This window comes from Arthrobacter sp. NPDC080031, assembly GCF_040702485.1.
GTDB lineage: Bacteria > Actinomycetota > Actinomycetes > Actinomycetales > Micrococcaceae > Arthrobacter.
Genome location: NZ_JBFBLA010000001.1, coordinates 50,887 through 75,792, shown reverse-complemented (window position 1 = coordinate 75,792; position 24,906 = coordinate 50,887). Strand labels below are relative to the sequence as shown.

Below are 24,906 nucleotides of genomic sequence, written 5' to 3'. Positions count from 1 at the left end.
TTTTTGGCGGCGTATCGCTCGGCGGTTAGTAGCCTGCAGATGTAGCCAACCTGCAATTGAAGGATCTGTATAGCGAAGTCGTCGATTTTGAGTAGTTGCGCATCAGTTGTCCTTCCAGGGGCAGTGTGACGTCCCTGAGGTGTTAGCTGCCTCGCGACTGACAGAACACCGCACAGCATTGCACCCCCTGAGACGAGTAGCATGGGTGCTTTTTGGACGCCGAGCGAGCCCCAGGATCTCACCTCCGACAACGCGAACGACTCACTCAACTCCTTGCCGAGCAATGGGCGGCTTCTACGCGCCCTGGCCTCATCGCTATAGGTTGTGCGATATGGCGCGCCCTTACTAACCACGCAAACCACCCCACAATCGTTCACACAAGGGCTCAGCGAGATTGCCCACCCTTTTCGCTTGACCGATGGGTTCCGTGTGCCACCAGACATCCTCACGACTCCGAAAGCCAGTCATTTCCTAGCCATCCCTTACTTAGGCAAATATCACAGCCGGCACCATGGGGCGCCATCTTCGCTGAGCCTTTCCGCTTGTCCAATACGCGTAGAGATATACATTTTTCTGACGCTGAAAATGGTGGTGACATTTCTTGACGAATACCTACAATTTGGTTTGATAAACATGCCTGCCTGCCGACTAGTGAGGGGTTAATTTGAAAGCCGGACCGATAATCCTTCGGAAGTTGACATGTCGACATGTAGGCGTAGGAGGGGGTGTAGTCCATTAGACCGTGGTGGGCTTTGGTCTCAGTATCTAGGGCCGTATAAAGGCGAGGGAGACGTTCTGTCCGCCGAACCCAAACGAGTTCGATACGACTGCGTGCTGTGGCGCTGTTCGCCGTTCAGTGACGATATCGAGGTCGATCTCGGCGGCGATACCGGTTCCCGTCAGGTTTCGGGTAGGTGGAATTACCCCGTCGCGGAGACTGAGGATAGAGAAGATGGCCTCGATCGCACCGGCTGCTCCAAACATGTGCCCCGTTGATGCCTTCGGCGCGGTCACCGCCGTCGGACCAAATACTTCGCGGATTGCACGTGCCTCGGCGACGTCGCCAAGAGGTGTGCCGGTCGCATGGGCATTGATATGATCTACCCGCCCGGGTGCGATGTTCGCTTGACGCAACGCCATTCTCATTGCACGGATCTGGCCTCCTCCGTCCGGCCGGGGAGCGGTCACGTGATGTGCATCAGAAGCGATGCCCGCCCCGGCGAGGACGGCGAGGATCTTCGCGCCCCTGGCTTCGGCATGCTGAACGCTCTCCAGCACTACGATAGCTGCGCCTTCTCCGAGCACGAAGCCAGTGCGGTCGTTGGCGAAAGGTCGTGACGACGATGACGCTGGATTGGCGGGGCGGGCAAGGGCCCGCGTCTGCTGGAAGCTGGATACGGTGATTGGTGAAATGGGCGCTTCTGAGCCGCCGGTGATAACAACGTCGGCGTCACCTGCGCGGATCAGCCGGGCACCCCAAGCGAGAGCCTCAGCACCGGACGAACAAGCTGACACGGGAGTGAACACGCCTGCACGCGCTCCGAATTCGATGCTCACCACGGCAGAGGCACCGTTGGGCATCAGCATGGGGACGGTGCGGGGTGATACCCGCCTCGGCCCGGATGCTTCCAGCACATCGTCTTCATCCAGGAGAGTCGTGACCCCGCCGATCCCGGTGCCGATCGCGACGGCGAGCCGCTCTGGGTCTACTGATGTAGCGCCGGCGTGTTCCCAGGCTTCTCGTGCTGCGGCCAGGGCAGACTGCTGGGATCGGTCGAGGCGGCGGCTCTCCACTCGGGATAGCAGGTCCGCCGGGTTCGAGGGCAGTTCACCAGCGGCGAAAGGCGGGACCGCTTTCCCCGCGGCACTATCGAACACGCGCCGCCGGATGCCGGATTCGCCGTTCAAGAGCCGCTGCCAGGACGTCATGGCGTCCATGCCGAGCGGAGTTACAGCCCCGACGCCGGTGACAGCCACGGCATTCATCGGGAGATCAATCATGAGTTGTCCTTCTTTCCTGGTCCATACGTCGGATGCACAGGGGCAGTTTTTCGTTCACTCGACGTGATGGACCATGGAGACGATCACCTCGCGAGGCGCTCCGCGGCCAGTGCAAGGCGAGGAGTGGGTTGCCGGATCTAGGACCGCCACCGCTCGGTTGAAGTGGGTCCGTGGGTGTCTACAGTCAAGCGAGTCAACTGGGAAAGCCGGCGATCACCAGACGATCTGTGCCGGCAGTTGACGAAGGCGATGGGAATGGCTTAGTAGGCGTTAAGGCCCGGAGGAGATACTGACACCGAGCGATTACCGCTCGGGTGTACAAAACCAGGCAAGACAGGCATCGTCGTCTCCACGCAATGAGGCCCATTTTGTGGGTTGGCGAGTCCGGCGTGGCCGAGCCGGCCCGCACGAGATGGTCCGCTTGCCGAGGCGGTCAAGCACCGTGCCAAGTTTCAGACAAAGAACCGGGGGTCGGGTCTGCTGTCTCGCGATACCCTCTCGTGAATGGCCACTGGACGCCTTAACCCAGCTGCGGATAAAGCGCTCCTACCGGGCCCGAAAGCCCCGCCTTGACTTGACGGCTGATCTGGTCGGCGAGTACCTCAATTTCACCGGCCTCGAGACCGTTGTATGCCGCGGTTACAACGTCAGCGGGGTCGTTCTTGTCCACGTCGATCCCTGCTGCAAGGGGCGTATCAGTGTAGCCGAGATGCAGTCCCATCACTTGTACGTCGTCTCCTGCGAAGGCGAGTCGCTGCGCGTTCGTGGCCGACCACATTGCTGCCTTCGTCGCACTGTAGGCGTCGGCGACAGCCAGCCAGCTCACGACCGAGAGTACATTCACCAACGCACCGGACCCCTGCTTGAGCGCCGATGCAAACTCGTTGGTGACCGCCAGTTGCCCCCAGAAGTTCGTCTCGAAGATCGCCCGGGCTGAAGCGAGATCTTTGTTTAGCAAAGACGCGTCGGTCCAGATGCCTGCGTTGTTGATTAGCACGGTCACGTCCGCGGCAGCCTCCGCGGCGGCTCGGACGGACGCTTGATCGGTGACATCCAGCACGAGCGGAACCACGCGCGTGTCATCCCACTCCTGCGGGGTGCGCGCCGTTGCGTAGACCTTAGCTGCCCCCCGCTCGACCGCCTGCGCCACGAACTCCTTCCCCAGTCCGCCGTTCGCTCCCGTGACCAATACAACCGCGCCATCCAGCTTCGTCATTGTCCATGCCCTTCGTTCTTGTCTCAAACCCTTCACCGCCCATTGCCGGTGAAGGGGACCACCGACTTCACGATAACCCACTTAGTTTGAAAATCCAACCGGGTTCCCCGGTGTGTTGGAAAGTCAAACTTGATAGCATCGAGGGCATGAGCTCGAATCATCAGCGTGAGGGCACACGTCATTGCTCGGTCGCACGCGCCCTTGACGTGGTCGGCGAGAAGTGGTCGTTGCTGGCCATTCGCGAAATGATGCTGGGCACGCACCGTTTCGGCGAGATGGTCAAGAACACAGGTGCGCCGCGCGACATCCTGACGGCGCGCTTGCGCAAGCTCGAGGAAGAGGGACTTCTCGAACGCCGCCCATACAGCACACGCCCCGAACGGTACGAATACCATCTCACCGAACTCGGCGCGACCCTCAACTCCGTCATATCAGTGCTGCGTCAGTGGGGCGATGACCATCTCGCCGGACCCGAAGGACCTCCGCTGATATTCACCCACTCTTGCGGCCACGAACTGGACGTGGAGCTCGTCTGCGCACACTGCCGAAAGCCAGCGATCACAATGACCGCCAACCGTGGAGACGTTGATCCCCTGTGAGTGTCGCGGATACGAATACCCGATCCCACGTATCAGTCCCCGAATACCTCGCCGCGCGAGATCGTCGGCGATGGGAGGCATCCGAGCACATTTAGGGATTCGGGCCCTGCATGGCGGCCTGCTGCTAGCTGTCCTCCCAGTCCAAACGCAGCGATTCGCCCCCGATATGCCGCTGCGGAGCCTTTCACCCTCACATGCACACCACTGACGGAACACGGAAAGGTCCTCGCGTTCCCGGCTCAAAGCCCACGACAGTGAAATGCTCCTGGCAGTTATGACTGCGATTCTCGGCGCAAACCAGAGCGACCGGTTCCCGTCGGGACGATCCAGACCAGATGCCGCACGACCGCAGCAGTATCGGTCTCCTCGTTGCCGCTACAGTTCATGCCCTCGAGTACACAAGTCGAGATTCGACCCGTCAGCCCGGTCACCCCCTATGGCGGGCATTAGGATCCACACCTGTTGGCCTGGGTGAGGCTCGCAGAGGACGATGACGCGCGGGACACATCTCGGCTCTTGTTCCTCCTGGACGTGCTTGCCCGTTCGTATTCGGCGCTCAGGGACGAGCTCATGCCGGTGCCGGCGCTCGCGCTCGGTGTCCACATCGACCGCGCCTTCGGGCTTACGCAACGCCTTAGGTGCTGCTGTCCGCGGTTCCCGACTAAGCGCCCCGCAACGGGTGCTTAAGTGAGAACTTCGATGCGTGGTCGGAAGAGGAACAACACCTCGCCGCCGCCCCACAGCTATACATCGCGCGACGGTGGGCGACGCCGCGGGAGCACACTGTTGAGGGGCAGCGGACCTTGACTCCACGATTTGCGCTTTTAGCTCTTGATTGTCTTCACGGAGAGTCGTGAGCTGACTTTTTTGGTGCCTCGGATGGGCAAGGTTGCTGAAACATGTTTCGAAGGCACGGAGGTCGCTGGCCTTGCCCCGTGTCAGCGCTGGTCGAAAAGTGAGCCGTTTCGTGGGTTGAAAAGTGAGCCACGTTGACGTTGGTTATTCTCCCGTATTTTCTGGTCTTGTCGAGGGTAATGAGTCCGTTTGGGTGTGCTTGAGCCGGTAGCTGGAGCCTTTGAGGGTGATGACTTCGGCGTGATGGACGATTCTGTCGATCATGGCAGAGGCCACGACCTGGTCTCCGAAGACATCACCCCAGCGGGCGAAAGGCAGGTTGGAGGTCAGGATCAGCGAGGCGTGCGCGTAGCGTGAGGAAACGAGTTGGAAGAACAGGTTCGCTGCGTCCTGCTCGAACGGTGTATAGCCGACCTCGTCGACGATGATCAGCCCATAGCGCCGCAACCGGATGAGCTCCTGCGGTAACCGTCCGTTCTGATGCGCTGCCTGAAGCCGGGCAACCCAATCGATGGCGGTAGCGAACAAAACCCGGTGGCCCAGTTGTGTAGCGCGCAGTCCCAGCCCGGTCGCGAGGTGGGTTTTCCCGGTTCCGGGCGGGCCGAGCAAGACGATGTTGGACGCTTCGGTGAGGAACGCCCCGGTGGCAAGGTGGGCGATGGTGTCGCGTTTGAGGCCGGGCTGGTGGTCGAAGCTGAAGTCCTCGAGCGATTTGCGGGCCGGGAACCCGGCGGCCCTGGCACGGGCTTCGGCTCCGGAGGCTTCGCGAGCGGCGACTTCCCTGGAGAGGACCGCGGCGAGGTATTCTTCATGGGTCCAGGCGGCCTCTCGTGCCTGCTCGGCGAGCCGGGCTGCCGCTTCCCGGATTCGGGGTGCCTTCATGGCCCGGGAGTAGTACTCGATCTGGCCGGCGGTTTCTTTGGTCCCGGGCATTATGCGACCTGCCCGTCATCGAGTGCGACGCCGAACGCACGGTCGTAGTCTGCAAGGTCCCGCAGCCCCGCGGTGTCTTCGGCTGGTGCGGGGTTTTGGAAGGCTTTGCGCAGGGTCCGGGCAGCGTCGACGTGGTCCGGGTCGGTGATGGTCAGTCCGGTGCCCCAGGACCGCGGGTGGACTCCGACGCTTCTGCCGTCCAGGGTGATGCGGGCTTTGGCCAGGTCTGCGGTGATCTCGACGAACCTGCCGATGGCCTGCGGGTGGACGGAGTAGTCGTTCGATCCCATCCGGACGTAGTAATCCCGTGGGAGCCTGATTCTCGCGGCGAATCCTGTCACTGGCTGGACCGGTGGCAGGGCCAGCATCGCCGCCTTGTCCTGGGGAAGCAGTTCCGTGGGCCGGGCCCCGGTCCGTCGGACCAGCCGGGCGTTGGCTTTGGGCAGCCACTGGCCGAGCTGGGTGTTGAAGTCCTCGGGTGAAGCGAAGGACCGACCCGGCAGGAATGATGTTTCCAGGAACCCGTTGGCTCGTTCCACCACTCCCTTGGACTCCGGGTCGTAGGGCTTGACCTGCACGATCTTGGTCGCGAGGACCCCCGCGAAGGCGGACACACCGGCCGCGAAGCTGTTCCGGCGACCGATGCCGGTTTCGTTATCCCAGATCAGTCGCCGCGGAACGGCGCCCAAACCACTAAGGAGCTCCCACATGCCAGCGAGCAGATCCCCGGTCATGCGGGACGGAATCATCCGCGCCATGATGAACCGCGAATGCGAGGACACCATCACCAGCACCGGCAGGATTTTCGGCTTCCCGGACCCGACCGGGATCCGCACCTCCGGGAACCATAAGTCGCATTGGGCCTGGTCGCCCGGTTCGTAACTGATCCGATCCGCGGGATCGATCGGTGCGTACTCTGGCCGGATCCTGGCCACGTTCTCCCTGAACCAAGCCGGTGACCCAGTCCACCCCACCCGCTCTGCCATTACGGTGGCTGGCATCCGCGGGTTCTCCTTCAGCAACGCCCGGATGGCCGGCCCGATGGCTTTGATCCCGGAGTCCTGCGGCGCGCGCACATACACCGGCGGCCCCTCGGCACTGACAGCCTTGGCAACCGTATTTCTCGATACCCCCAGCCGCGCGGCTATAGACCTCATCGACTCACCCTCGGCAAGATGCAACCGCCGAATAAGCGCCCAATCCTCCACAGTGATCACCCACCCAATCGTTTGGAACGAGTGGCTCAGTTTTCAACCATCACAATGGCTCACTTTTCGACCGTCACCGACACCCCGAGGAAATAGTCGCTGAGTCAGAGATTAGGTGCAGTCCGGGTGCTCCAAGGAAAGCGGCCAGGGTGGGTTCAAGGAGATCAAAGCTCTACCAGGAAAAACGAGCGAGTCCGGCATCCAGGATCACCTCGAAGCCTCGCCCACCGCTGTGGTATCTACATCTGCGCGGTAGCCGCGGGCATCATGACTTTTTGGAACCCTCTTTGGCTGCCGGATGGCGATGCTGGGTTCCGCTACACCTGACGCCCCACGCGGTCAGCCGTATGGGAGGGGAGAACCTGGCCAGCACCTGTTGCTCGAGTTGGTACGTTCAATTTTGAGTCATAGTACTTCAGCCTCTCGTAGCCGGATGCGTTGACCGTTCACGGCGGCATCCACTCCGCGATGCGTGAGAACGAGCGTCAGGCCCCGTGCGGAGGAGGGCAAGACGCTCCCCACGCAGGGTTTGTCCGACCCCGCCCGACATTCGGCCTGCTCGCAGCACTGCACTTCGCGGGCTGCAAACTCTGGCGACCTGCGTCTGGCGCTTTTGTCCTGTCGCCCCTGTTCCATTAATTTGCGACAGCTCCCACTGTCTCATGGGGGCGTTACAGGCAATCCGTGCCGCGCGCCTTCGCGGGCTCCCATGGCTGTACTTGTGATGCCTTTAATGTGGCTGAGGCGGCAACCTAAGCGGTATCGAAGTGATCCGCCATCCGGGGTCGATCAAAGCGTTAATCGTGGGGACGCCGTGTTCAGGGGGAAGCCTGCGAGTTTCCACGTCGACTACGCATTCCGCTGAAGAGCGACAACCAGCGCCGCAGAGGCAAGGGTGCGAGCATAAGTTAGGTCACAGGAAGAGGAATGGCAACCACGTAGCCTGCCGGTTGAACCTGATCAGCCCAAGGACCGCCAAGAGGCATTGGGACGGCCGTCGTGTGTTCGTTCCGGTCTGGGCTCAGGCACTCTGAGCTGCCGCGGCTTCTCGCTCCCTGAGCCGTTGCCGGTACGCGCGGACATTGGCGGAGTTGCCGCAGGTGGCCACGTCGTGCCAGAGCCGGCTGCAGTTTTTCGAACGGTCGAAGAAAGCGATGGCGCATTCCGGGTTCGCACAGATTTTGAGGCGGCGCAGAGTGCCGCGGTACGACGCTTTGACCAGTTGAACCAGCAGATACGATCGGATGAGGTCCAGGCCGCCCCCGGTAGCGTGCAGCCGAATTTGCCCGGCCTCAATACTCACGGCAGTCGCCGAGCTGATGATCGGGTGCTGAATTGAGCCAGGATCAGAGGCGGCCGAAAGTGCCAGGCTGAATTCGGAGCGCAGGACGCGAAGTTGTTCTTGCTCGGTTTCCCGCACGATGACGTTCTTCACAGGAGCGAGGGAGTCAACCAACCGCAGCCGCTCGAGGGCCTCATCTAGCCAGCGTTGGCTGCTGCCGGTCTCGTCCAGTAGGTCAACCATGCGGTCCCGACTGTTCGACTTCGTATTTAGTAGGTCTTGGACGAATCCCAGGCCAGCCGGGGCTTCGTCTACACCAAACCTTCGGGAGGCTGGCCAATGGTGCTCGGCGGGCGCATGCACGCGCGTCTCCTTACCCTGGTAGTTAAGGTGGGGCTTTTCGATTCTATCGGTAAGACCCACCTTCTTACTGGCCGGTGAACGGCATTGCCGGGCGTGGATTTCCGGCCTTGATCGCTTCTACGGCAGCGGGGAGGGCCATCCGTGAGTCTTTGGATGCAAACAGCGGCATGGCGATGTCCCACATGGCGTCGTCGGCGACTTTGGGCCCGCTGTTCTCCCACAGGCGAAGGAGTGCCTTGTGAGCGCTGTGCGACCGTGTCGGCCCGGACGCTATTTTCTGCGCGAAAGCGGTTGTGGTGTCCATCAGCTCGGCGTCGGGAACCACATGGTTGACCAGGCCAGCGGATGCCATGGTCTGTGCCGGTACCTGTTCGGAGGTAAGCGCCCATTCATATGCGCGGGCGCGTCCGACCCGTTCGGCGACGCGGTAGATACCGCCCAGGACGGTCACGATACCGATCGTCGCCTCCGGATGTCCGAATCTGGCGGTCTCGCCGGCGAAGATGACGTCAGCGCGCACCGCGAGCTCAAAGCCTCCGCCGTAGCAGAGTCCGTTCACGGCGGCGATGACAGGCAGCGGCATTTGCTCAAACCGGTTGAAGGCGAAGATGAAGCTTTCGAACTTGGCGCGCAGTTCCCTGGGCGGTGTCTCCGGCCACGTCATGATGTCGCCGCCGAAGCTGAAGTCCTTCCCTTCGGCGCGCAGGATGACGGCGCGAGCGTCACTGGCCTCGATGGCGTCCACAGCATCAAGGAGTTCCCGGCCCATCTGCTCGTCAACGCGGTTCTGTGGTGGGTTGTTGAGGACGATCTCGGCAACGTGGCTTTCCAGGATGGCGTAGCTGAGGTGCTTCATGCAGGTTCCTGCTCCTTACTGCTGGGCGAGATCATGGTCGCGATCGAAGAAGACCGAGGTGTCAAGGGTTCCGTCGAGCCGTGTGCGCAGCTCTGTGGAGAACTTGAGGACGGCGCCGAGCGGGCGATGGTGGATCGCAGCGTGCCTAATCTTGCCCTCGGCATCCTTGGTGAGGATGGTGACGCCGTACATCTTAGTTCCACCGAGTGCCTCCGCCTCCCACTGCAGGTAGGTGACGTCGTCAACTGTCTTGCTTGAGGTGAAGGTGAGTGCATCGTAGATGCCCGATGCCGCTCCGAGCGCTGTCGCAACGTCGTGCCGCCCCTTGAGCGGCATGGTCAGGACGCTCGCTTCGAGGACGACGTCCTCCGTGAACTCGCTGCCGAAGGTATCGGCTGACTTCTCCGCGAAGGCGCTCTGCCAAGCTGCGGCTGCGCCGGACACCGAGCTGCCGACGAACTCGGTCACGAGAGCTGCTACCTCGGCTGGCTGCTCAACGTGCAGCCAGTGACCGCCGCCGTCCAGTACTGCAACGCGTCCGTTCGAGAAGCGGGGAGCGACCATGCCATCGACCAATTCCTGGGTCGCAAAGCCGTCGACGGCCCCTCGGACTACAAGTACCGGGCCGCGGTAAGCGCTTATTGCGGGAGCGTCGTCGGCTCCGCGGTTCCAAATGTCGACGTATGCAGCTACCGTCTCAGGTGACGGCTTCGAACCGAGGTCGTCGAGCCGGTCGAGCTGGTCAGTCGTCAGTTTCGGCGAGAGTTGCTGCCGAACGGACCTTTGCAGTTCGATCTGCCCACCCATTGATTTGAACGGCGCGACCGCCTCCTCGGGCATGCCGGTACCGCCGAGTGGGATGGGAGCCAAAAGGACAAGTCCCGTGACCCGGTCCGGCCGTGCAGCAGCGACCAATTCCGCAATTTGTGTACCCATCGACTGGGCGACAAGCGTTAATGGTCCGTTCAGCTGGTCGATCAGCTGAAGGAGATCCGCGGTCAGAACCTCGAGGGTCAGGGGCGCCGGCGTTTCGGTGCGATCTCCAGAGCCTGGCAGGTCGTAGGAGACTGTGGCCAGAGATCCGCCCAGTTCGTCTACGACACTGTCCCATACGTGGGCGCCGTCTAGAAAGCCATGCACAAAGACAATCGTCGGTGCACTCGGTGCACTCGGGGATCTCGTGACCGTGACGGTTGTTCCGTCGGTAAGGGTCGGGTGTGCAGTCATCTCCATTTTTCCTCTCATTTGGTCGATCCGGACGCGGACCATTCCTGGGTGTCGATAGGGGAGTAGTTTGTGGGTCGCTCGTCGAGCCGTACAGCCCGCGCGGTGGCCCAGTGGTCCACGACTTCGTCGGGCAGCGGTGTCGTAAAGATGTTGTCGATGAGCGAGTACTCCGCAGCGAGTCGACCAAATGCACCGAGCGCGGCTGTATCGATCCGCCCGCCCGGCATGTAGACGTCATCGCGGATGTGGAACCGCTCAACGCGACCCCATACGACGTGATCAGGCAAAGGGGGCGTTGGAATGATCCGGTCGACGATGCACTCCATCGAGATCGCAGCCTCCCCTATGCGAGGTGCCCGTACCACCTCCGTGGTGCCCTTTGTCAATCCGAGGGCCTCAAACTCGTCGACGTCGCTCTCAAACTCGAAGGCGGACCGATGGACATCATGGGCGTTGTCGATGGTCGCGAGGTTGACGACGAACTCGTTGGTGTCGCGGATGTTCACAAAAGTGTCCTTCAGGGTGACCCCATCCGACCTCGGCTGCAGCGAGATCGACACCATCGGTGGCAGCCGCCCGACGACGGTGAAGAACGAGATTGGTGCGATGTTGCAGACGCCACTCGTAGAGCGGGTGCTGACCCACGCGATCGCCCTCGGCAGAACGCTGCCGATGAGCAGCTTATAGCTGGATGTGGGGTCGAGGTCCGCTGTGTCGATAATCATGTGATCTCTCCTCCGGATAACGCAGTTTGTCGTCTATGCATGTAAGCAGCATACTCGCTTTGAGTGTGACGGCAAGCACGATCGGTCACATAAAATTACAGAGGTAAAATGTTGTTACCTATGTTACATTCTGGTAGGTTTGCGTGTCGTGAGAACGATGATGTTTGGATCAGATAGCGAAGTTCAATTCGAGATGCTCGCCGTGGCCTCTCCTGCTGGCGAGGCCAAGCCCCTTCGGGCGCTCCTCTTTGTTCATGGGCTCGGCCATGACGCCACCTGCTGGAGGAACTGGATGCGAGCCGCGTCAGCTGACGGTTATGCGTCATACGCGATCTCGCTCAGGGGTCACGGCGGAAGTGGCGGGCGGCTCCGCTCCGCGCGGCTGAACGATTATGTTGCAGATGTCCTTCGCGCCATCGAGGCTATCGACGGTGATGAGATCGTGTTGGTGGGGCACTCGCTCGGTGGCTTGGTCGTTCAGCGGGCGTTGGCATCGCGGCCGGCGCGGGTCGGCGCGGGTGTGCTCGTCGGCTCCATCACGCCTGGTCCGGCTTTGGGAACGGTGCTTTCGGTCCTGCGGAACCACCCATGGCAGGCGGTGAGGTTCCTCGCGGGTCGAAGCCTTCGGCTCCCCCCTGACATGCTATTCGAGCGGATGGATAAAGATGAGGCGGCGGAGATTTCTCGATCCCTTTGTGGCGAGTCGCCGTGGGTTCAGTACCAGTTGCTGTTCCACCTGCCACTGAGGATGGATCCCGCGTATCCGCTGCTGTGTGTCTATAGCACGCACGATCGAATGGTGCCCATGGTGTCTGCGCGCGCAACCGCACGACGCTATGGTGCCGATGTACAAGAGCTTGCCGGGATCGGGCACGACATGATGCTCGACCACGGCTGGGAAGAGGCCTGGAGCGCGATCAGCCGCTGGTTGGTGGCGCGACAAGTCGAAAGGATCTCCAACGAAGGGACGAAACATGGTTGAACGCGAAGATATTGAGTTCGAGGCCGACGGGGGAGTGATGCTGCGAGGCTGGCTGTACATCCCGGACGGCCCGGGTCCCCATCCGGCGATCTCGATGGCGCATGGCTATGCGGGCGTCAAGGAACACCGGCTGGACGGGTTCGGCCGCCGTTTCGCTGAGGCCGGGTTCGTGGTTCTGGTCCACGATCATCGGTCCTTCGGGGCGAGCGATGGCGAGCCCCGCCAAGACGTCAACCCCTGGGTCCAGGTCGAGGATTGGCGACGGGCAATCAGTTTCCTCGAGACCCGGGCCGAGGTTGACGCTGCGCGCCTTGGTGTCTGGGGGAGCAGTTACGGCGGCGGCCATGCCCTCGTGCTTGGTGCTACCGACCGTAGGCTCAAGGCTGTCGTCTCGCAGGTTCCCAACATCTCTGGTTACAGGCAGGCCCTTCGGCGGGTTCCGCCCCACTTGGTCCCGGCACTGGAGGAAGGTTTCGCCGAGGACGAGCGCTCAATGGCCCGGGGTGAAGGCATCGAATACCAGCTCGTCGTGAGCAGTGACCCGACGGAAAGGGCCTCCTATGCCTCCCCGGACGCAGTCGAGTTCTACCTGCAAGACCTGCCCGAGGGCGTATGGGAGAACAAGGTGACGGTCCGTTCAACGCGCTGGGCCCGGATGTATGAGCCAGGCGTATTCATCTCCCGCATCTCGCCTACTCCGCTGCTCATGATCGTTGCAGTAGAAGATTATCTGACCGTTACGGACATCGACCTGGCCGCCTACGAGGAGGCGCTCGAGCCGAAGGCGCTCAAGCTCATCCCCGGCGGTCACTTCGATCCTTACATCAAGAACTTCGACGTCGCGTCGACTGCGGCGGTCGAGTGGTTCACTGCCCATCTCCTGTCACACGAGTAGGCCTGAGATAGGGGTGGGGCGAGCTGCCGGCTCGCCCCACCTCACACCTGTCCTCACTCCTGCGGCAAAAGGGTAATTGCTGCACCCCAGAGGGCGCCCGGATTGATCCTGTTCGGATGCAGGGCGAGCATGCCCTCATAGAACTCCCTCGAGGCGGTCGACTCCACGAGGAGTCGGCGGGCATCGCGCAGATACTCCCTCGTGAAGGCTATGTGTGCAGGATCATCGCTGGACTTAGGATCCTTGTGTCCCGCGACGACATGCATGGACCCGAGGTCTTCGATCGCGTCGAGGGCGGCCAGCCAGGAGTCGATGCCGCCTATCCCGCCGGATTCGGCGAGGTATAGATGAACCCCGTTGTACACGGCATCGCCTGAGATGGTGAGATCAGCGGCGGGGACGTGGAGCCCTGTCGTAGCGTCAGTGTCAGTGTGACCGAGTTCCACAGGAAGAAGTTCGTGTCCCTCGAGGTGGAAGCCCTCGGCGCCGACGATGGTCGGGGCGAGGCTCCCTACCGGGATCTGGCCGGGGAAGACCGCATCCCAGAAACTGGCCCGGAACTCCGGCGACGACTGCGGCACCATGTGCGCGGCGGTACCCGCGGTCGCCAGCACCTCGACATCTTCGAATGCCTCGAGGATGCGGTAGGCCCCGAACCAATGGTCGCCATGCCCGTGCGTGATGTAAAGCTGGGTGAGCCTCCTGCTCTGGCCCTTGAGCCAAACAATGAGCTGATCGGTTTGGGAGATAGTCATGGGCGTGTCCACCAACACCGCATCCTGCTCCCCGTAGATCAGGGTGGAGGAAATTGGTGACCACATGCGCGTGCTGCCATCCGGGAGCGGTCCCCTTCCTGACTGTGGCACTTGCGGTGCCACCCAGACCTTGTATGACAGAGGCATAACTGACATGATTTGTTCCGTCCTTCGCGTACGGGTTGCCATGGTAGTTCCAACGGCGTCATAAGTAATATACTGTTGGTTCTGTCGCAATGGCTACTTATTTCCAGAGGAACAGCTATGAACGAAGCATTCGTCTACGATTCAATTCGCACCCCCTTCGGTAAGTTTGGGGGCGGCCTCGCCGCGATCCGCCCGGACGACCTCGCGGCGCACGTCGTCCGAAGCATCGTAAATCGTGCCCCGGGCCTCACTATTGACGCTCTTGAAGCCGGCGCGGTCGATGAGGTCGTCTTCGGCAATGCAAACGGTGCAGGGGAGGAGAACCGCAACGTCGCACGCATGGCCACGCTGCTCGCCGGTCTCCCGACCTCGGTTCCGGGCACGACCGTCAATCGACTTTGCGGCTCGTCCCTCGACGCCGCCATCATTGCCTCGCGCCAGATCGCGGTGGGCGACGCCGACGTCGTCCTGGTAGGCGGCGTCGAGTCCATGAGCCGTGCGCCGTGGGTGCTACCGAAGACCGAGAAACCGTACCCGGCCGGGGACATGATGCTCGCCTCGACGACGCTAGGCTGGCGCCTCGTCAACCCGACCATGCCGCCCGAATGGACTGTGTCCAACGGCGAGGCAACCGAACAACTGCGGGAGCGGCATGGGATCAGCCGTGACCGTCAGGACGAGTTCGCCTCCCGCTCCCACAACCTTTCGGACGAGGCGTGGAACGAGGGCTTCTACGACGACCTCGTCGTCCCCGTACCAGGGACCGACCTGACCCGCGACGAAGGCATCCGCTCAGGTTCCAGCGCAGAGAAGCTCTCGGGGCTTCGCACTTCGTTCCGCCCCGATAACGGCGACCGCTCGGGCACCACCAAGGGCGGCACAGTGACCGCAGGCAACGCGTCACCGCTGTCCGACGGTGCATCCGCTGTCCTGCTTGGTTCCGGGGCCGCCGCCGCGACGATCGGCCTCGAGCCCATCGCGCGCATCGCGGGCCGCGGTGCCGCCGCAAACGAGCCCCAGTTCTTCGGGTTCGCGCCGGTCGAAGCAGCGAAGCGCGCCATCGCGAAGGCGGGCATCAGCTGGGACCAGGTCGGCGCCGTCGAACTCAACGAGGCGTTCGCAGCCCAGTCACTCGCATGTATAGATGCGTGGAAGATCGACCCCGGGATTGTCAATCGCCACGGTGGCGCAATCGCGATGGGGCACCCGCTCGGGGCATCTGGCGGCCGCATCCTTGGCACGCTCGCGCATAGCCTGCAGCGCACAGGTGAGCGCTGGGGTGTTGCCGCGATCTGCATAGGGCTGGGGCAGGGGCTGGCCGTCGTGCTAGAGAATTTGACGGCCAAGAACTAAGCCAGATGAGAAGGGAGAGTCTGTGTTGGAAATCAATTACGCTATAGCGGGGACAGCCGAGGCCGTATGCGATTCAGACCGGACAGGCAGGCCACGTGCGCTCTTCGAAGGCGGGAACAGGAGCCGCTTATGCCCCCTGGGACGCTCAAGAGTCTAACGAACGGCACTGTGTCCCTTTCGGGGGCGATCGGTTCAGCACCGTGACCGCAGAGTTGGCGGAGGCATTCCGTCCAGGCGATCAATTGCACGTAGTACAGTCCACAGGTGTGCTCCTACACGTGCCAGCCGCTGTACACGATGCCGTGACTGCCCAGGTCGACGCCGCCGTCGAAACTTTCACTTGGCCTATACGGCGCAGTCCGGAACTCGTTGGACCGAAAGATCTGCAACACCCTCAACGTCGCCGCCGTCGTGCGCGACCGCGCCCATGACCTGGTCCCCGTGGTCCTGCGAGCGGGGGACGATGCTGCCGCTTCCCGCGGGGGAGTTGCGCGCGTACATGTGGTTGACGGCTCCCAGGGCTGGGTGCCTTCTACCGAGTTCGAGCGTCGAATCGACGTGCGACGTGCCGCTGGCGTGCGGGCCGAGCCTCGAGCGACCACGTTGCACTTGGAGCAACTCGGCAGGGAGTGGGAGTGGGCGGAAACGCCTGAGCTGAGCTTGGACGTCGTGGAGGAACGCCTGGCAGGAAGAGGCGGCAAACCTCGGGAGCGCGGTCCCACAAATGAGCCCCTACGATAACTGCGTCGAGGTGCGTAAGGAGATGACCCAACCGGATCCGCAGGCCCAGATCTCCCAGATCCAGCCCATGGTGGCTGCAGGTACGAACAGCAGCTTGAACACAGTCCACAAGTCCCCGGAACTATTGGTGGTCGGCCGTTGGGGTGCCTATCGATAATTGGATTTGGAAAGGCAACCCATCGAGTAACCGGTTCTTCTTCGAGGCCCACTCTGCCAAGCGTAGAAGAAGGGCGCGGCACAGACGGAGGGTCGTGTGGAATAACAGCCAACGATCGTGTAGATCTGTCCTAAGTTCTTGGGAAACAGATTTGCCGAAAGGAAATGTAACGCGGCGGCAGCCGGTGACAGACGGGCCGCACCTGCCGGCAGCAGCCCCTGTCGGCGAGACCGCAGCTGAGGCGGCTACCTCTCCACGATTGGGGTGCAATTCTAGTTTCTTGGGGAGGTCGTCAGTTCAGCTTCGGTTGACTGGTCACCGATACACCAGCAGTCCATCAGTATGCAGGAACAGTGCGCGGCCCTTTCCTTCGTCCTGATGGAGCCAGAGAAATGCCATCCATGGCTAGCATGTCGATACGGCCTGACGTTATGATCCATCCGTGATTGTGGATCGCCACTTCGTCGGTGCGGGAAAGATTGGACCAGTTAAGAACGGGCTGCGGCGCCAAGGATCCAGTCTGGGGCTTGAGCTTGCGAAAGCGGTAGTTCATCTCGGTTGGCCTTGATCTCGGGCAGGCGGTAGTTCTTTTGGAGAAGTTAGGGAGGAAGAACTACGGTACGTTTTGGTCACCCTTTCCTGTTTATATGCTGCGCTGTTTTCACGTCCGTTCGTTGCGCTACCTTTTGCGATGGACTGTAAAAACGGGAGCGCAGCGAAGACATGTGAGCGCCCTTGCGTTAGATCGAAACGTGTCTATCGGTAGGGCCGTCACGCTCTGAAACTCAGATAAGAAGTGGCGGCGTAAGGCCTGAGGGCTTAAGATGACCGGCGGATAATACTAACCTGCCAGCAGTCCTCCCGGCGGTACGTTCGTCGACCTCTCCCAACGGAGAAGTTGAGCCGGATGATGCTTTGATCTGGAATCGGGTCCTCGACTACTCCAGGTGCAATGACCAGGCCGTCATCGAGCACCTCCATCTGAGCTTGATCCCGTTCCAGTCGAAGACATCGGCGTTATCACAGGGGGAAGCCAACTTCACCTTCCACAGCTGCGGCGACGGCCGCGGTTACGGCCGGCGCAACGCGCGGGTCCAGCGGGCTCGGCACGATGTAGGATGCGGACAGCTTGTCGTCGGCCAGCTCGGCAATTGCACGGGCCGCGGCAACCTTCATCGCTGGGGTGATGCGGCGCGCACCGGCGTCCAGGGCGCCGCGGAAGATGCCGGGGAACGCCAGGACATTGTTGATCTGGTTCGGGAAGTCGCTCCGGCCGGTGGCCACCACCGCCGCGTACTTGGACGCGACCTCGGGCAGGACTTCGGGGTTCGGGTTGGACAGCGCGAACACGATGGAGCTGTGGTTCATCAGCTTCAGGTGCTCCTCATCCAGCTTGGAAGAGGACACGCCTACGAAGACGTCAGCGCCCAGCAGGGCTTCGCCGGGGCCGCCAGATATGCCGCGCTGGTTGCTGCGCTGCGCCATCTGGGCCTTCTTGCTGGCGGGGTCGGCGGCGATGTCGGCTCGCTCGGAGTTGATCACGCCGCGCGAGTCCAGCAGCACCACGTCGGCGATGCCCGCGGCGAGGAGGATTTCGGCGATGGCGATGCCTGCGGCTCCTGCGCCGGAGATCACCACGCGGAGCTCCTCGAGCCCGCGGCCGGTGATCTTGGCGGCGCCGGTCAGCGCGGCGAGGACCACGACGGCGGTGCCGTGCTGGTCATCGTGCATGACGGGGCAGTCCAGGGCTTCGATGAGCTTTTCTTCCAGCTCGAAGCAGCGCGGGGCGGCGATGTCCTCGAGGTTGACGGCACCGAAGCTGGGGCGCAGCCGGACGAGGGTCTCCACGATCTCGTCGACGTCGGTGGTGTTGAGGACCAGCGGGATGGAGTCCAGCTCGCCAAAGGCCTTGAAGAGGGCGGACTTGCCCTCCATGACGGGCAGCGAGGCGCTGGCGCCGATGTTTCCGAGGCCGAGGACGGCGGTGCCGTCGCTGACGACGGCCACGAGGCGCTGGGCCCAGGTGTGGCTCTTGGCGAGCTCCGGATCGGCGTGGATGGCGCGGCTGACCTGGGCAACGCCGGGCGTGTAGGCGATGGAGAGGTCGCGCTTGTTGCTGAGGGGAACGGTGCTGGCGATGGACAACTTGCCGCCCTCGTGGGCAGCGAAAATTTCCTGGTCCGTCAGCGCGGTGGCTGCGGAATTGTCTGTGGCTGTGATTGCGTCAAAGGACACGTCGTTGTCTCCTGGTGCTCGCCGTGTACGCACGGCACAAGGGAACCTGGCCCTGGCGGGCATCAGGCCGTGGAAATGAGAAACCCCGAGGTGTCGGGTTCGCGCGTCGGAAATAACAGCGACAGGGGTTCCATTGCAATGCGGTTGAAGCCGGTTAAAGCCGGCCGTGATTTGAACGGGCGTCGGGCTGGAGCGTATTTAGTAAACGCTCAAGTCGATCAGTCGGCGTTTCAGCCATGCCCTGATAGCCAACTCCATACGTGCGCTCTGATGCGAAGCAGCAGTGTGATTCCCGATTCGGGCGACTGGATGGATCTGGATTCATAAGCTCCGGAGCTAACTTCTGGGACGTGCCGACAGCATTAGGTGCTCCAAAATTTCATGGTTATGGTGCAGAAGGAACTCATGTCGGAAATGAAGGCCGATCCACGGTGACGCATCCAGGTCATCGATGCTCCGCAGTTCGGAAGTGGTCTCCTCAGATGTTGCGTGGTTCCAGGCCTTCTTGTGGGTTCCGATAATTCTTGATGTGGTGTTCCTGGTACGTTTACGGCTGAACATGATTTTCTCCTTTTTCGTCAGTTCTTGCGGGGGGATAAAGCTGCTGGCAAGTGTGGAGTGACTTGGCCCTGAGAAGCGGAATCCTGTTCCACCAGCCAGAGGGAAACTGCGGCTGCACGCAGGCCGCCCGGTTGCAGCTGCAATGCTATGACTGCAGAGTCCGAGGCGGCCGGCGAACAGTGTTGAGATGGCGGAGTTACCCCGGGAAGTCGTGCGCCCTGATCGGCTGGGGGTCAGGGCTTTGGGTTAGGGTCGGGTAATCGATGTAGCCCGCATCCGTGCGGCCGTAGAAGGTTTCCGGATCGGCTTCGTTCAGTGGGGCGTCCTCGGCGAGCCGTCGGGGAAGGTCGGGATTCGAGATGAAGTCACGGCCGAACGCGACGGCATCTGCGTTTCCGGCGGTGAGGGCCTTGGTGGCAGTTTCCTTGGTGTAGCCACCAGCGACGATCAGGGCACCCTTGTAGCGTTCGCGAACCCAGGCACTGTTGATAGCGTCTGCCGGACGGTTGCTGCTCTGGTAGCCGGAGATCCCCGGTTCGATGAGGTGCAGGTATGCCAGGTTCAGCGGCTCAAGTGCGCGAAGCACGTAGTTGAAGAGTTCCTGCGGGTTTGAGTCAGCCATGTCCTGGAATGGGCTGCTCGGGGAGAGCCTTACGCCAACGCGGTCTGCTCCTACGCGGCGGATCAGTTCTTCCATGACCTCGAGGAGAAGACGGGCCCTGTTGGGGATGGAGCCGCCGTACTCATCTGTGCGGTGGTTCGCGTTGTCTTGGAGGAACTGGTCGATGAGGTATCCGTTGGCGCTGTGCAGTTCCACGCCGTCGAAGCCGGCCCGCAGGGCGTTCTCCGCTGCTGTTCCGTAGTCAGCGACAATGCCGGGAATTTCTTTGATGTCGAGTTCGCGGGGTGTAACGAAGGGAACCCAGCCGTCCCTTGCGTAGCCCAGGCCCGTGACGGCGATGGCGGATGGTCCAACCGGTGTTTCACCGTTGGGCTGGACGGTGGGGTGTGAGGCTCGTCCGGTGTGCCAAAGTTGTGCCACGAAGGCTGCGCCCCCAGCGTGGACGGCATCTGAGATGGGCTTCCAGGCCTCGACCTGTTTGTCAGTCCACAAGCCGGGAACTCCGGGGTTACCAACACTTTGGGGAGAAATGCAGGTGCCCTCGGAAATGATCATGCCGGCACTGGACCGCTGGGAATAGTAGAGCTCGGCCTTGGGACCGGGCCGGCCGTCCGGATGGGAGCGCGTGCGGGTGAGCGGGGCCATAACCAGCCGGTTGGGCAGCTTGAGGGCACCAAGCACAATGGGGTCAAACAGGGAAGCGGCGGAAGACATGAAACTCCTCGGAATCGTTGTCGGGCTTTAGAGATGACGTCTGGCGTCGTGGCGTCGCCATGATTTTGGACCATGGCGGTATGGTTTCCGGTGAGCATGGACTAAATGCCGGTGAGCTCGTGCGGTTCAGGCTGCTGCCGCAATGAGCCGGGCCGGGAAATCCCAAGGGAGGATAGTCCGTGGCCACAGCCACAACCTCCTAGCGCCCGTGCACCGTTGCACGACATGCTCGTCAACAGCCTTTGCTCGTCCTCCAGTCAACGTCCGATAGCTTCATTGGTCACCATTAACCAGCGCCTGTATCGAGTATGTTCTTTGCATCACGCACCTCGCGATAGGCCCGTTCACATAATTCAGCATGATGGAGTGTTCCCCTGAACATCTGGGGGTGAGTGGAAAGAAGCTTGCCTGGTCGGGCTGATGCCGGCTGGTGTGATGCGTTGAAGCTCATGACTGCGCTGGCGCTCCGACTCGGATAGCCTACCCCGGCATCGGCTCACGGAAGGTTCCAGCCACCCAAGGGCAGGGCAAGGGCAGAGCCTCACGTAATGCCGTGTCAGGGCTGACTTGTCCAGGCCACACATCCCGCACCGAATCCTTCAAGGTGTCGGCGTCGCCCCATAGGCCGCAGCCATACCCGCACTAGCCAGAAGCTTTAAAGCCATTCGCAGTTGCATTGCCACAAGCCTTGCACGGGGTGGCCGCATGTATTGCAACACACTTCGAAGCTAACCACTGTGTCCCTTAGACCATGGGTGAACTGTGATTTTGATCGCATACTCGAATGCAACACCTGCTGGAAACGACTGGGGAACGGCACGAGCAGGCATCCAATTCGCATCATTCATCGAATGTGCGATCCCACTGCAGTAAGGAACAAAGACGTTGGCTGTACTGGAGGTCAAGGGGCTCGCCAAGAAATACGGCGATGCCATCGCGCTGCATGACGCGGCGCTGAGTTTGGAGGCCGGTGAAGTTCACGGGCTGGTTGGGGAGAACGGGGCGGGAAAATCGACCCTCGTCAAAGCCCTGTCGGGCATGCTCACCCCGAATGCCGGAAGCGTAACCGTGGACGGTGAGGAGATGAAGCTGGGTGTGCTCGCCGCTTCCCGACACGCCGGCATCAGGACCGCATTTCAGGAGCTGTCGCTGCTGCCCAGCCTCACCGTGGCGGAGAACCTGATGTTCTCCGAGCTGCCGACGAGGGGTGGCGTCGTGCCGCGGAAACTCGTCGAGGCACGAGCTGCGGAAATCCTGGAGCGCTGGGATGTTCACGACATTGATCCGAAGGCGCTAGCCAGCCAACTGCCGCTAAGTGCCCAGCAAAGGCTGGAAATCGTTCGGGCGCTGAACCCGGCGCCGCGGATCCTCATCCTGGACGAACCCACGGCGTCTCTGCCGGAGACGGAATGGCTCTTCCGCCAGGTCCGCGCGGCTAAGGCCCGGGGGGCAGCCATCATGTACATCTCCCACAAGCTCGCCGAGATCGAAGAGCTCTGTGACCGGGGCAGCATCATGCGCAACGGCCAGATCGTTGGGGCCTTCACCAGGGAGGGATTCGACCACGACACGTTGATTTCCCAGATGATCGGCCGGTCGATCGAAGTTGCCTTCCCCCCTGCATTAGGGACCGTTGACACCCTCGCCGAACCGCTCCTAGAAGTGTCGGATGCCGTGGTGGAGCAGCGACTCCGGGGCGTGGCGCTGAGTGTGCGCCCAGGAGAGATCGTCGGCGTTGCCGGACTGGAAGGACAGGGCCAAAAAGAACTGTTCTACGCCATCGCCGGCGCCGGACCCCTCACCTCGGGCACTATCCGGGTCGATGGAAAGGCCGAGAAATTCAACTCGCCCCGGGACGCACTCCGATGCGGACCGGGCATCGCTCTGGTCCCGGAGGAACGCAAACGCGAAGGCATCTTCGCCGATATGACGTCGGTGAAGAACATGTCAGTCCCCGTCCTGGGCAAATTGTCGAAGTTCGGCCTCATCAACTCCCGGGCCGAGCACGCCACGGCAAAAACAGCCGGGCAGGCGAACTATCTTCGCGAGGATTACCTCACCAAGGATGTCGGCCCCCTGTCAGGCGGCAACCAACAGAAAACGATCATCGCCCGCACGGCCCTGACCGGAGCACGCATCCTGCTCATGTTCGACCCCACCCGCGGAATCGACCCGGCAGCAAAACTCGAGGTCTACCGGACCCTCCGCAGGGCAGCCGCCGACGGCGCCGGAATCCTTCTCTACTCAACCGAAATCCCCGAACTCATCGGCATGAGCGACCGCATCGTCGTCCTCTATGGCGGCCAAGTGGCCGCGGAACTGACCGGGACCGACATGGAGGAGTCGGCAGTGATGGCAGCTGCAGTGGGCCGGCGCAAGAAGGCTGCCAGCCCCCTCGAACCTATCGGCTCAACCACCAGTGAGGTCGCACCATGAACAACCTCAGAGTTACAGCAGCCTCCTGGCTGCGGAACGGCACCTTCCGTGCAGCCCTGGTACTCGCAGTCTTCCTGCTGGCCTGGGCGTCCCGCCAGCTCGGCGGACTCAACATCTTCCTCATCAACAGCTGGCTGGTTCTCTCACTGCCGCTGGTCATCGCAGCCATCGGCGTCACACTCGTGATTTTCACACGCCAGTTCGATCTCTCGGCTGCAGGCGTCGTGACGCTGGCCAACGTGCTCCTGACAACCACGCTGAGCCAGCAGAACACCTGGGTAGCTGTCGTGATCGTGCTCGCATTGGGTGCCGCGATAGGGGCGCTCAACGCGCTGCTGGTGATCGTCGGCAAACTCCCGGCAATCGCGGTGACCCTCGCGGTGCTCATCATCCTGAACGGTCTTGCGCTGGTGATCCTACCGGCCCCGGGCGGGAGGGTCTCGAAGGAACTCGTTCAGCTCATCACCGGCCCGCTGTTCGTGCCCCGCAGCCTCATCATTATCGTGGTGCTGGCCCTGGCCTGGCTGGTATTCCGCCGTACCCGGCTGGGGATCTACATGTTCGCCGTCGGGCAGGACGAAGAAGCCGTGCGGCTGTCCGGTGTGTCTGTCGCCCGGGTCCAGTTTGCATCGTTCACGATTGCCGGGGCGCTCTACGCTGTCGCCGGGGTCGTGCTCAGCGCCGCCATCCAGACCGGCGACGCGGCCATCGGATCCACGTACCTGCTGCAGACCTTCGCGGCCATCGCCATCGGCGGCACCGCTTTCATCGGCGGCAGCGGCTCGGTGATCGGAACAATCCTGGGGGCGCTGACACTGACAGTGATCCCCAAGTTCCTGTTCGTGGTGGGGATTAACGGTTGGGCGCAGACCATCTTTACCGGGGCGTTGATCATCGTGGCTGTCCTGGTGGGTGCCGTCTCTGCCCGCAGTGAGAGCAAAAAGAAGCAGACAGTTCAGCCTCCGCCGGATGTTCCCGCGGACCCACACACGGCGCTCATCCCCGAAGGAGCAGGACGATGACGACCACTTCAGAAACCATTGTCAGGTCAGTGCCGGACAAGAGCCCCCGGCTCGGCCCGGGAGTCGCCCGGCCCGTTGTCCTGCTGATCATCTCAGTCGCCGTTCTGGTTGCCGGCCGAATCTTCAGCGACGGTTTGCCGTCCTGGTCGGCGGGCGAGGCGATTCTCACCCAGAGCCTTTTCGTCGCCGTTCTGGCTTTCGGGCAGGGCCTTGTAATGCTGATCGGCGGACTGGATCTGTCGATCCCGGGCGTTGTTGCCCTTTCCGCTACGATCCTTGCCCTATGGACCAGTGTGCTTGGATATGATGTTTTCACCGGCGTCCTGCTCGCCCTGGGTGCGTCGGTCGTAGTGGGTTTGATCGACGGGTACCTGATCGCCCGATTCCAGATCCCGGCATTCATCGTGACTCTGGCCATGGGCGGCATCCTGACGGGCACCACCATCGGTGTCACTTTCGGCACCAAGGCACCGGCCGCACCCGATACGATCATCAGCCTCTTCAGCGGCAGTGGAAAGCTCTTCGGCATCGGACTTCCGGTAGTCATCTTCATCCTGGTCGGCGTGATTGGATACTTCATCCAGGCACGCAGCAACTGGGGCCGCACGATCCAGTTATTCGGCAGTTCGCCTGCCGCAGCCCGGATCTCCGGCCTGCCCGTCCGGCGCGCGGAGATCAGCGTCTACGTCGTGGGGGCCCTCGCTTCGGGCATCGCCGGCATCATGCTCCTCGGATTCTCGGGCAACGCACAGCTCAGCCTCGGGGACGAATGGATGATGCCAGCAATAGCGGCCGTACTCGTGGGCGGCACGGTGATCGGCAGCGGTCGCGGGTTCTGGCAGTCAACGTTTATGTCCTGCATCCTGCTGACCACGATCACCGTAGTGATCCAGGCAACAGGGTTCCCGCAAGGCTGGAAGAACGTCCTCTACGGCGCCGTGGTGCTCCTCGCATTGCTGCTCATGCGCCGCCGAGACCACCCGGTCTGGAAGGGATCAGGGAACGCATGAAGCGCCCTGCA

20 protein-coding genes are annotated in these 24,906 nt (G+C 62.0%); 8 read left to right on the top strand and 12 right to left on the bottom strand.

All coding sequences use genetic code 11. The features are described 5' to 3' along the window. Window positions 1–765 precede the first annotated feature (765 nt). Window positions 766–2,001: a beta-ketoacyl-[acyl-carrier-protein] synthase family protein gene (locus AB0323_RS00345; protein WP_366175634.1), complete on the bottom strand. Its 1,236-nt coding sequence runs from the start codon at window positions 1,999–2,001 to the stop codon at window positions 766–768. 520 nt (window positions 2,002–2,521) lie between these two features. Then, the gene (locus AB0323_RS00340; RefSeq protein ID WP_366175633.1) at window positions 2,522–3,217 is read right to left on the bottom strand and encodes an SDR family oxidoreductase; all 696 of its coding nucleotides are present in this window, start codon (window positions 3,215–3,217) and stop codon (window positions 2,522–2,524) included. A gap of 146 nt (window positions 3,218–3,363) precedes the next feature. Here AB0323_RS00340 and AB0323_RS00335 point away from each other — a divergent pair, with 146 nt between their 5' ends. After that, on the top strand, window positions 3,364–3,816 hold the full coding sequence (locus tag AB0323_RS00335) for a helix-turn-helix domain-containing protein (protein WP_366175632.1): 453 nt from the start codon (window positions 3,364–3,366) through the stop codon (window positions 3,814–3,816). A gap of 999 nt (window positions 3,817–4,815) precedes the next feature. Here AB0323_RS00335 and istB read toward each other — a convergent pair. The 6 genes from istB to AB0323_RS00305 form a co-directional block, all read right to left on the bottom strand. Next, window positions 4,816–5,604: an IS21-like element helper ATPase IstB gene (gene istB / locus AB0323_RS00330; protein WP_366175631.1), complete on the bottom strand. Its 789-nt coding sequence runs from the start codon at window positions 5,602–5,604 to the stop codon at window positions 4,816–4,818. Then, a complete protein-coding gene (gene istA, locus AB0323_RS00325) occupies window positions 5,604–6,821 on the bottom strand; it encodes an IS21 family transposase (protein ID WP_366175630.1) in 1,218 nt (405 codons plus the stop codon). The genes istB and istA overlap by 1 nt, the downstream gene beginning before the upstream one ends. A 1,012-nt stretch (window positions 6,822–7,833) precedes the next feature. Continuing rightward, window positions 7,834–8,337 carry a CGNR zinc finger domain-containing protein gene (locus tag AB0323_RS00320; RefSeq protein WP_366175629.1) on the bottom strand — a complete coding sequence of 168 codons (504 nt, stop codon included), beginning with the start codon at window positions 8,335–8,337 and terminating at the stop codon, window positions 7,834–7,836. Between the two features lie 184 nt (window positions 8,338–8,521). After that, window positions 8,522–9,313 (bottom strand): enoyl-CoA hydratase/isomerase family protein, encoded by a 792-nt coding sequence (locus tag AB0323_RS00315; protein WP_366175628.1) that lies wholly within the window; start codon window positions 9,311–9,313, stop codon window positions 8,522–8,524. A gap of 15 nt (window positions 9,314–9,328) precedes the next feature. Then, the gene (locus AB0323_RS00310) at window positions 9,329–10,540 is read right to left on the bottom strand and encodes an alpha/beta hydrolase (RefSeq protein WP_366175627.1); all 1,212 of its coding nucleotides are present in this window, start codon (window positions 10,538–10,540) and stop codon (window positions 9,329–9,331) included. A gap of 14 nt (window positions 10,541–10,554) precedes the next feature. After that, complete coding sequence (locus AB0323_RS00305; RefSeq protein ID WP_366175626.1) at window positions 10,555–11,265, bottom strand: flavin reductase family protein; 711 nt, start codon at window positions 11,263–11,265, stop codon at window positions 10,555–10,557. A 157-nt stretch (window positions 11,266–11,422) separates the two neighbouring features. On the opposite strand from AB0323_RS00305, the gene AB0323_RS00300 reads away from it, so the two are divergent. After that, window positions 11,423–12,247, top strand: a complete 825-nt coding sequence (locus AB0323_RS00300; RefSeq protein WP_366175856.1) for an alpha/beta hydrolase — start codon at window positions 11,423–11,425, stop codon at window positions 12,245–12,247. Beyond that, window positions 12,240–13,142 (top strand): alpha/beta fold hydrolase, encoded by a 903-nt coding sequence (locus AB0323_RS00295; protein ID WP_366175625.1) that lies wholly within the window; start codon window positions 12,240–12,242, stop codon window positions 13,140–13,142. Before AB0323_RS00300 ends, AB0323_RS00295 begins: the two co-directional genes overlap by 8 nt. Window positions 13,143–13,195: 53 nt before the next feature. On the opposite strand, the gene AB0323_RS00290 is transcribed toward AB0323_RS00295, so the two are convergent. Next, the gene (locus AB0323_RS00290) at window positions 13,196–14,053 is read right to left on the bottom strand and encodes an MBL fold metallo-hydrolase (RefSeq protein ID WP_366175624.1); all 858 of its coding nucleotides are present in this window, start codon (window positions 14,051–14,053) and stop codon (window positions 13,196–13,198) included. A 108-nt stretch (window positions 14,054–14,161) separates the two neighbouring features. Between AB0323_RS00290 and AB0323_RS00285 the strand changes: the two genes are divergently transcribed. Next, entirely contained in the window at window positions 14,162–15,397 is a 1,236-nt protein-coding gene (locus AB0323_RS00285) for a thiolase family protein (protein ID WP_366175623.1), read from the top strand. A gap of 345 nt (window positions 15,398–15,742) precedes the next feature. Here AB0323_RS00285 and AB0323_RS00280 read toward each other — a convergent pair whose 3' ends face one another. Then, the gene (locus tag AB0323_RS00280) at window positions 15,743–16,006 is read right to left on the bottom strand and encodes a hypothetical protein (RefSeq protein ID WP_366175622.1); all 264 of its coding nucleotides are present in this window, start codon (window positions 16,004–16,006) and stop codon (window positions 15,743–15,745) included. A 115-nt stretch (window positions 16,007–16,121) separates the two neighbouring features. Here AB0323_RS00280 and AB0323_RS00275 point away from each other — a divergent pair, with 115 nt between their 5' ends. After that, window positions 16,122–16,295 (top strand): hypothetical protein, encoded by a 174-nt coding sequence (locus tag AB0323_RS00275; RefSeq protein ID WP_366175621.1) that lies wholly within the window; start codon window positions 16,122–16,124, stop codon window positions 16,293–16,295. Between the two features lie 1,020 nt (window positions 16,296–17,315). Here the strand turns inward: AB0323_RS00275 and AB0323_RS00270 are convergent. Together AB0323_RS00270 and AB0323_RS00265 are read right to left on the bottom strand one after the other, a co-directional pair. Beyond that, window positions 17,316–18,530 (bottom strand): NADP-dependent malic enzyme, encoded by a 1,215-nt coding sequence (locus AB0323_RS00270; RefSeq protein ID WP_366175620.1) that lies wholly within the window; start codon window positions 18,528–18,530, stop codon window positions 17,316–17,318. 757 nt (window positions 18,531–19,287) lie between these two features. Beyond that, window positions 19,288–20,427 (bottom strand): alkene reductase, encoded by a 1,140-nt coding sequence (locus tag AB0323_RS00265; RefSeq protein ID WP_366175619.1) that lies wholly within the window; start codon window positions 20,425–20,427, stop codon window positions 19,288–19,290. Between the two features lie 885 nt (window positions 20,428–21,312). Between AB0323_RS00265 and AB0323_RS00260 the strand changes: the two genes are divergently transcribed. The 3 genes from AB0323_RS00260 to AB0323_RS00250 are packed head-to-tail and all read left to right on the top strand — an operon-like array spanning window position 21,313 to window position 24,895. Then, window positions 21,313–22,863, top strand: a complete 1,551-nt coding sequence (locus AB0323_RS00260) for a sugar ABC transporter ATP-binding protein (RefSeq protein ID WP_366175618.1) — start codon at window positions 21,313–21,315, stop codon at window positions 22,861–22,863. Further along, window positions 22,860–23,885, top strand: a complete 1,026-nt coding sequence (locus AB0323_RS00255; RefSeq protein WP_366175617.1) for an ABC transporter permease — start codon at window positions 22,860–22,862, stop codon at window positions 23,883–23,885. The genes AB0323_RS00260 and AB0323_RS00255 overlap by 4 nt, the downstream gene beginning before the upstream one ends. Continuing rightward, window positions 23,882–24,895 (top strand): ABC transporter permease, encoded by a 1,014-nt coding sequence (locus AB0323_RS00250; RefSeq protein WP_366175616.1) that lies wholly within the window; start codon window positions 23,882–23,884, stop codon window positions 24,893–24,895. The genes AB0323_RS00255 and AB0323_RS00250 overlap by 4 nt, the downstream gene beginning before the upstream one ends. The last annotated feature ends 11 nt before the right edge of the window (window positions 24,896–24,906 follow it).

Bases quoted from the DNA above. Each gene is read 5' to 3' on its own strand.
- AB0323_RS00345 (WP_366175634.1), bottom strand. From the start codon at position 2,001: ATGATTGATCTCCCGATGAATGCCGTGGCTGTCACCGGCGTCGGGGCT.
- AB0323_RS00340 (WP_366175633.1), bottom strand. From the start codon at position 3,217: ATGACGAAGCTGGATGGCGCGGTTGTATTGGTCACGGGAGCGAACGGC.
- AB0323_RS00335 (WP_366175632.1), top strand. From the start codon at position 3,364: ATGAGCTCGAATCATCAGCGTGAGGGCACACGTCATTGCTCGGTCGCA.
- istB (WP_366175631.1), bottom strand. From the start codon at position 5,604: ATGCCCGGGACCAAAGAAACCGCCGGCCAGATCGAGTACTACTCCCGG.
- AB0323_RS00320 (WP_366175629.1), bottom strand. From the start codon at position 8,337: ATGGTTGACCTACTGGACGAGACCGGCAGCAGCCAACGCTGGCTAGAT.
- AB0323_RS00315 (WP_366175628.1), bottom strand. From the start codon at position 9,313: ATGAAGCACCTCAGCTACGCCATCCTGGAAAGCCACGTTGCCGAGATC.
- AB0323_RS00310 (WP_366175627.1), bottom strand. From the start codon at position 10,540: ATGACTGCACACCCGACCCTTACCGACGGAACAACCGTCACGGTCACG.
- AB0323_RS00305 (WP_366175626.1), bottom strand. From the start codon at position 11,265: ATGATTATCGACACAGCGGACCTCGACCCCACATCCAGCTATAAGCTG.
- AB0323_RS00300 (WP_366175856.1), top strand. From the start codon at position 11,423: ATGATGTTTGGATCAGATAGCGAAGTTCAATTCGAGATGCTCGCCGTG.
- AB0323_RS00295 (WP_366175625.1), top strand. From the start codon at position 12,240: ATGGTTGAACGCGAAGATATTGAGTTCGAGGCCGACGGGGGAGTGATG.
- AB0323_RS00290 (WP_366175624.1), bottom strand. From the start codon at position 14,053: ATGTCAGTTATGCCTCTGTCATACAAGGTCTGGGTGGCACCGCAAGTG.
- AB0323_RS00285 (WP_366175623.1), top strand. From the start codon at position 14,162: ATGAACGAAGCATTCGTCTACGATTCAATTCGCACCCCCTTCGGTAAG.
- AB0323_RS00275 (WP_366175621.1), top strand. From the start codon at position 16,122: ATGAGCCCCTACGATAACTGCGTCGAGGTGCGTAAGGAGATGACCCAA.
- AB0323_RS00265 (WP_366175619.1), bottom strand. From the start codon at position 20,427: ATGTCTTCCGCCGCTTCCCTGTTTGACCCCATTGTGCTTGGTGCCCTC.
- AB0323_RS00255 (WP_366175617.1), top strand. From the start codon at position 22,860: ATGAACAACCTCAGAGTTACAGCAGCCTCCTGGCTGCGGAACGGCACC.
- AB0323_RS00250 (WP_366175616.1), top strand. From the start codon at position 23,882: ATGACGACCACTTCAGAAACCATTGTCAGGTCAGTGCCGGACAAGAGC.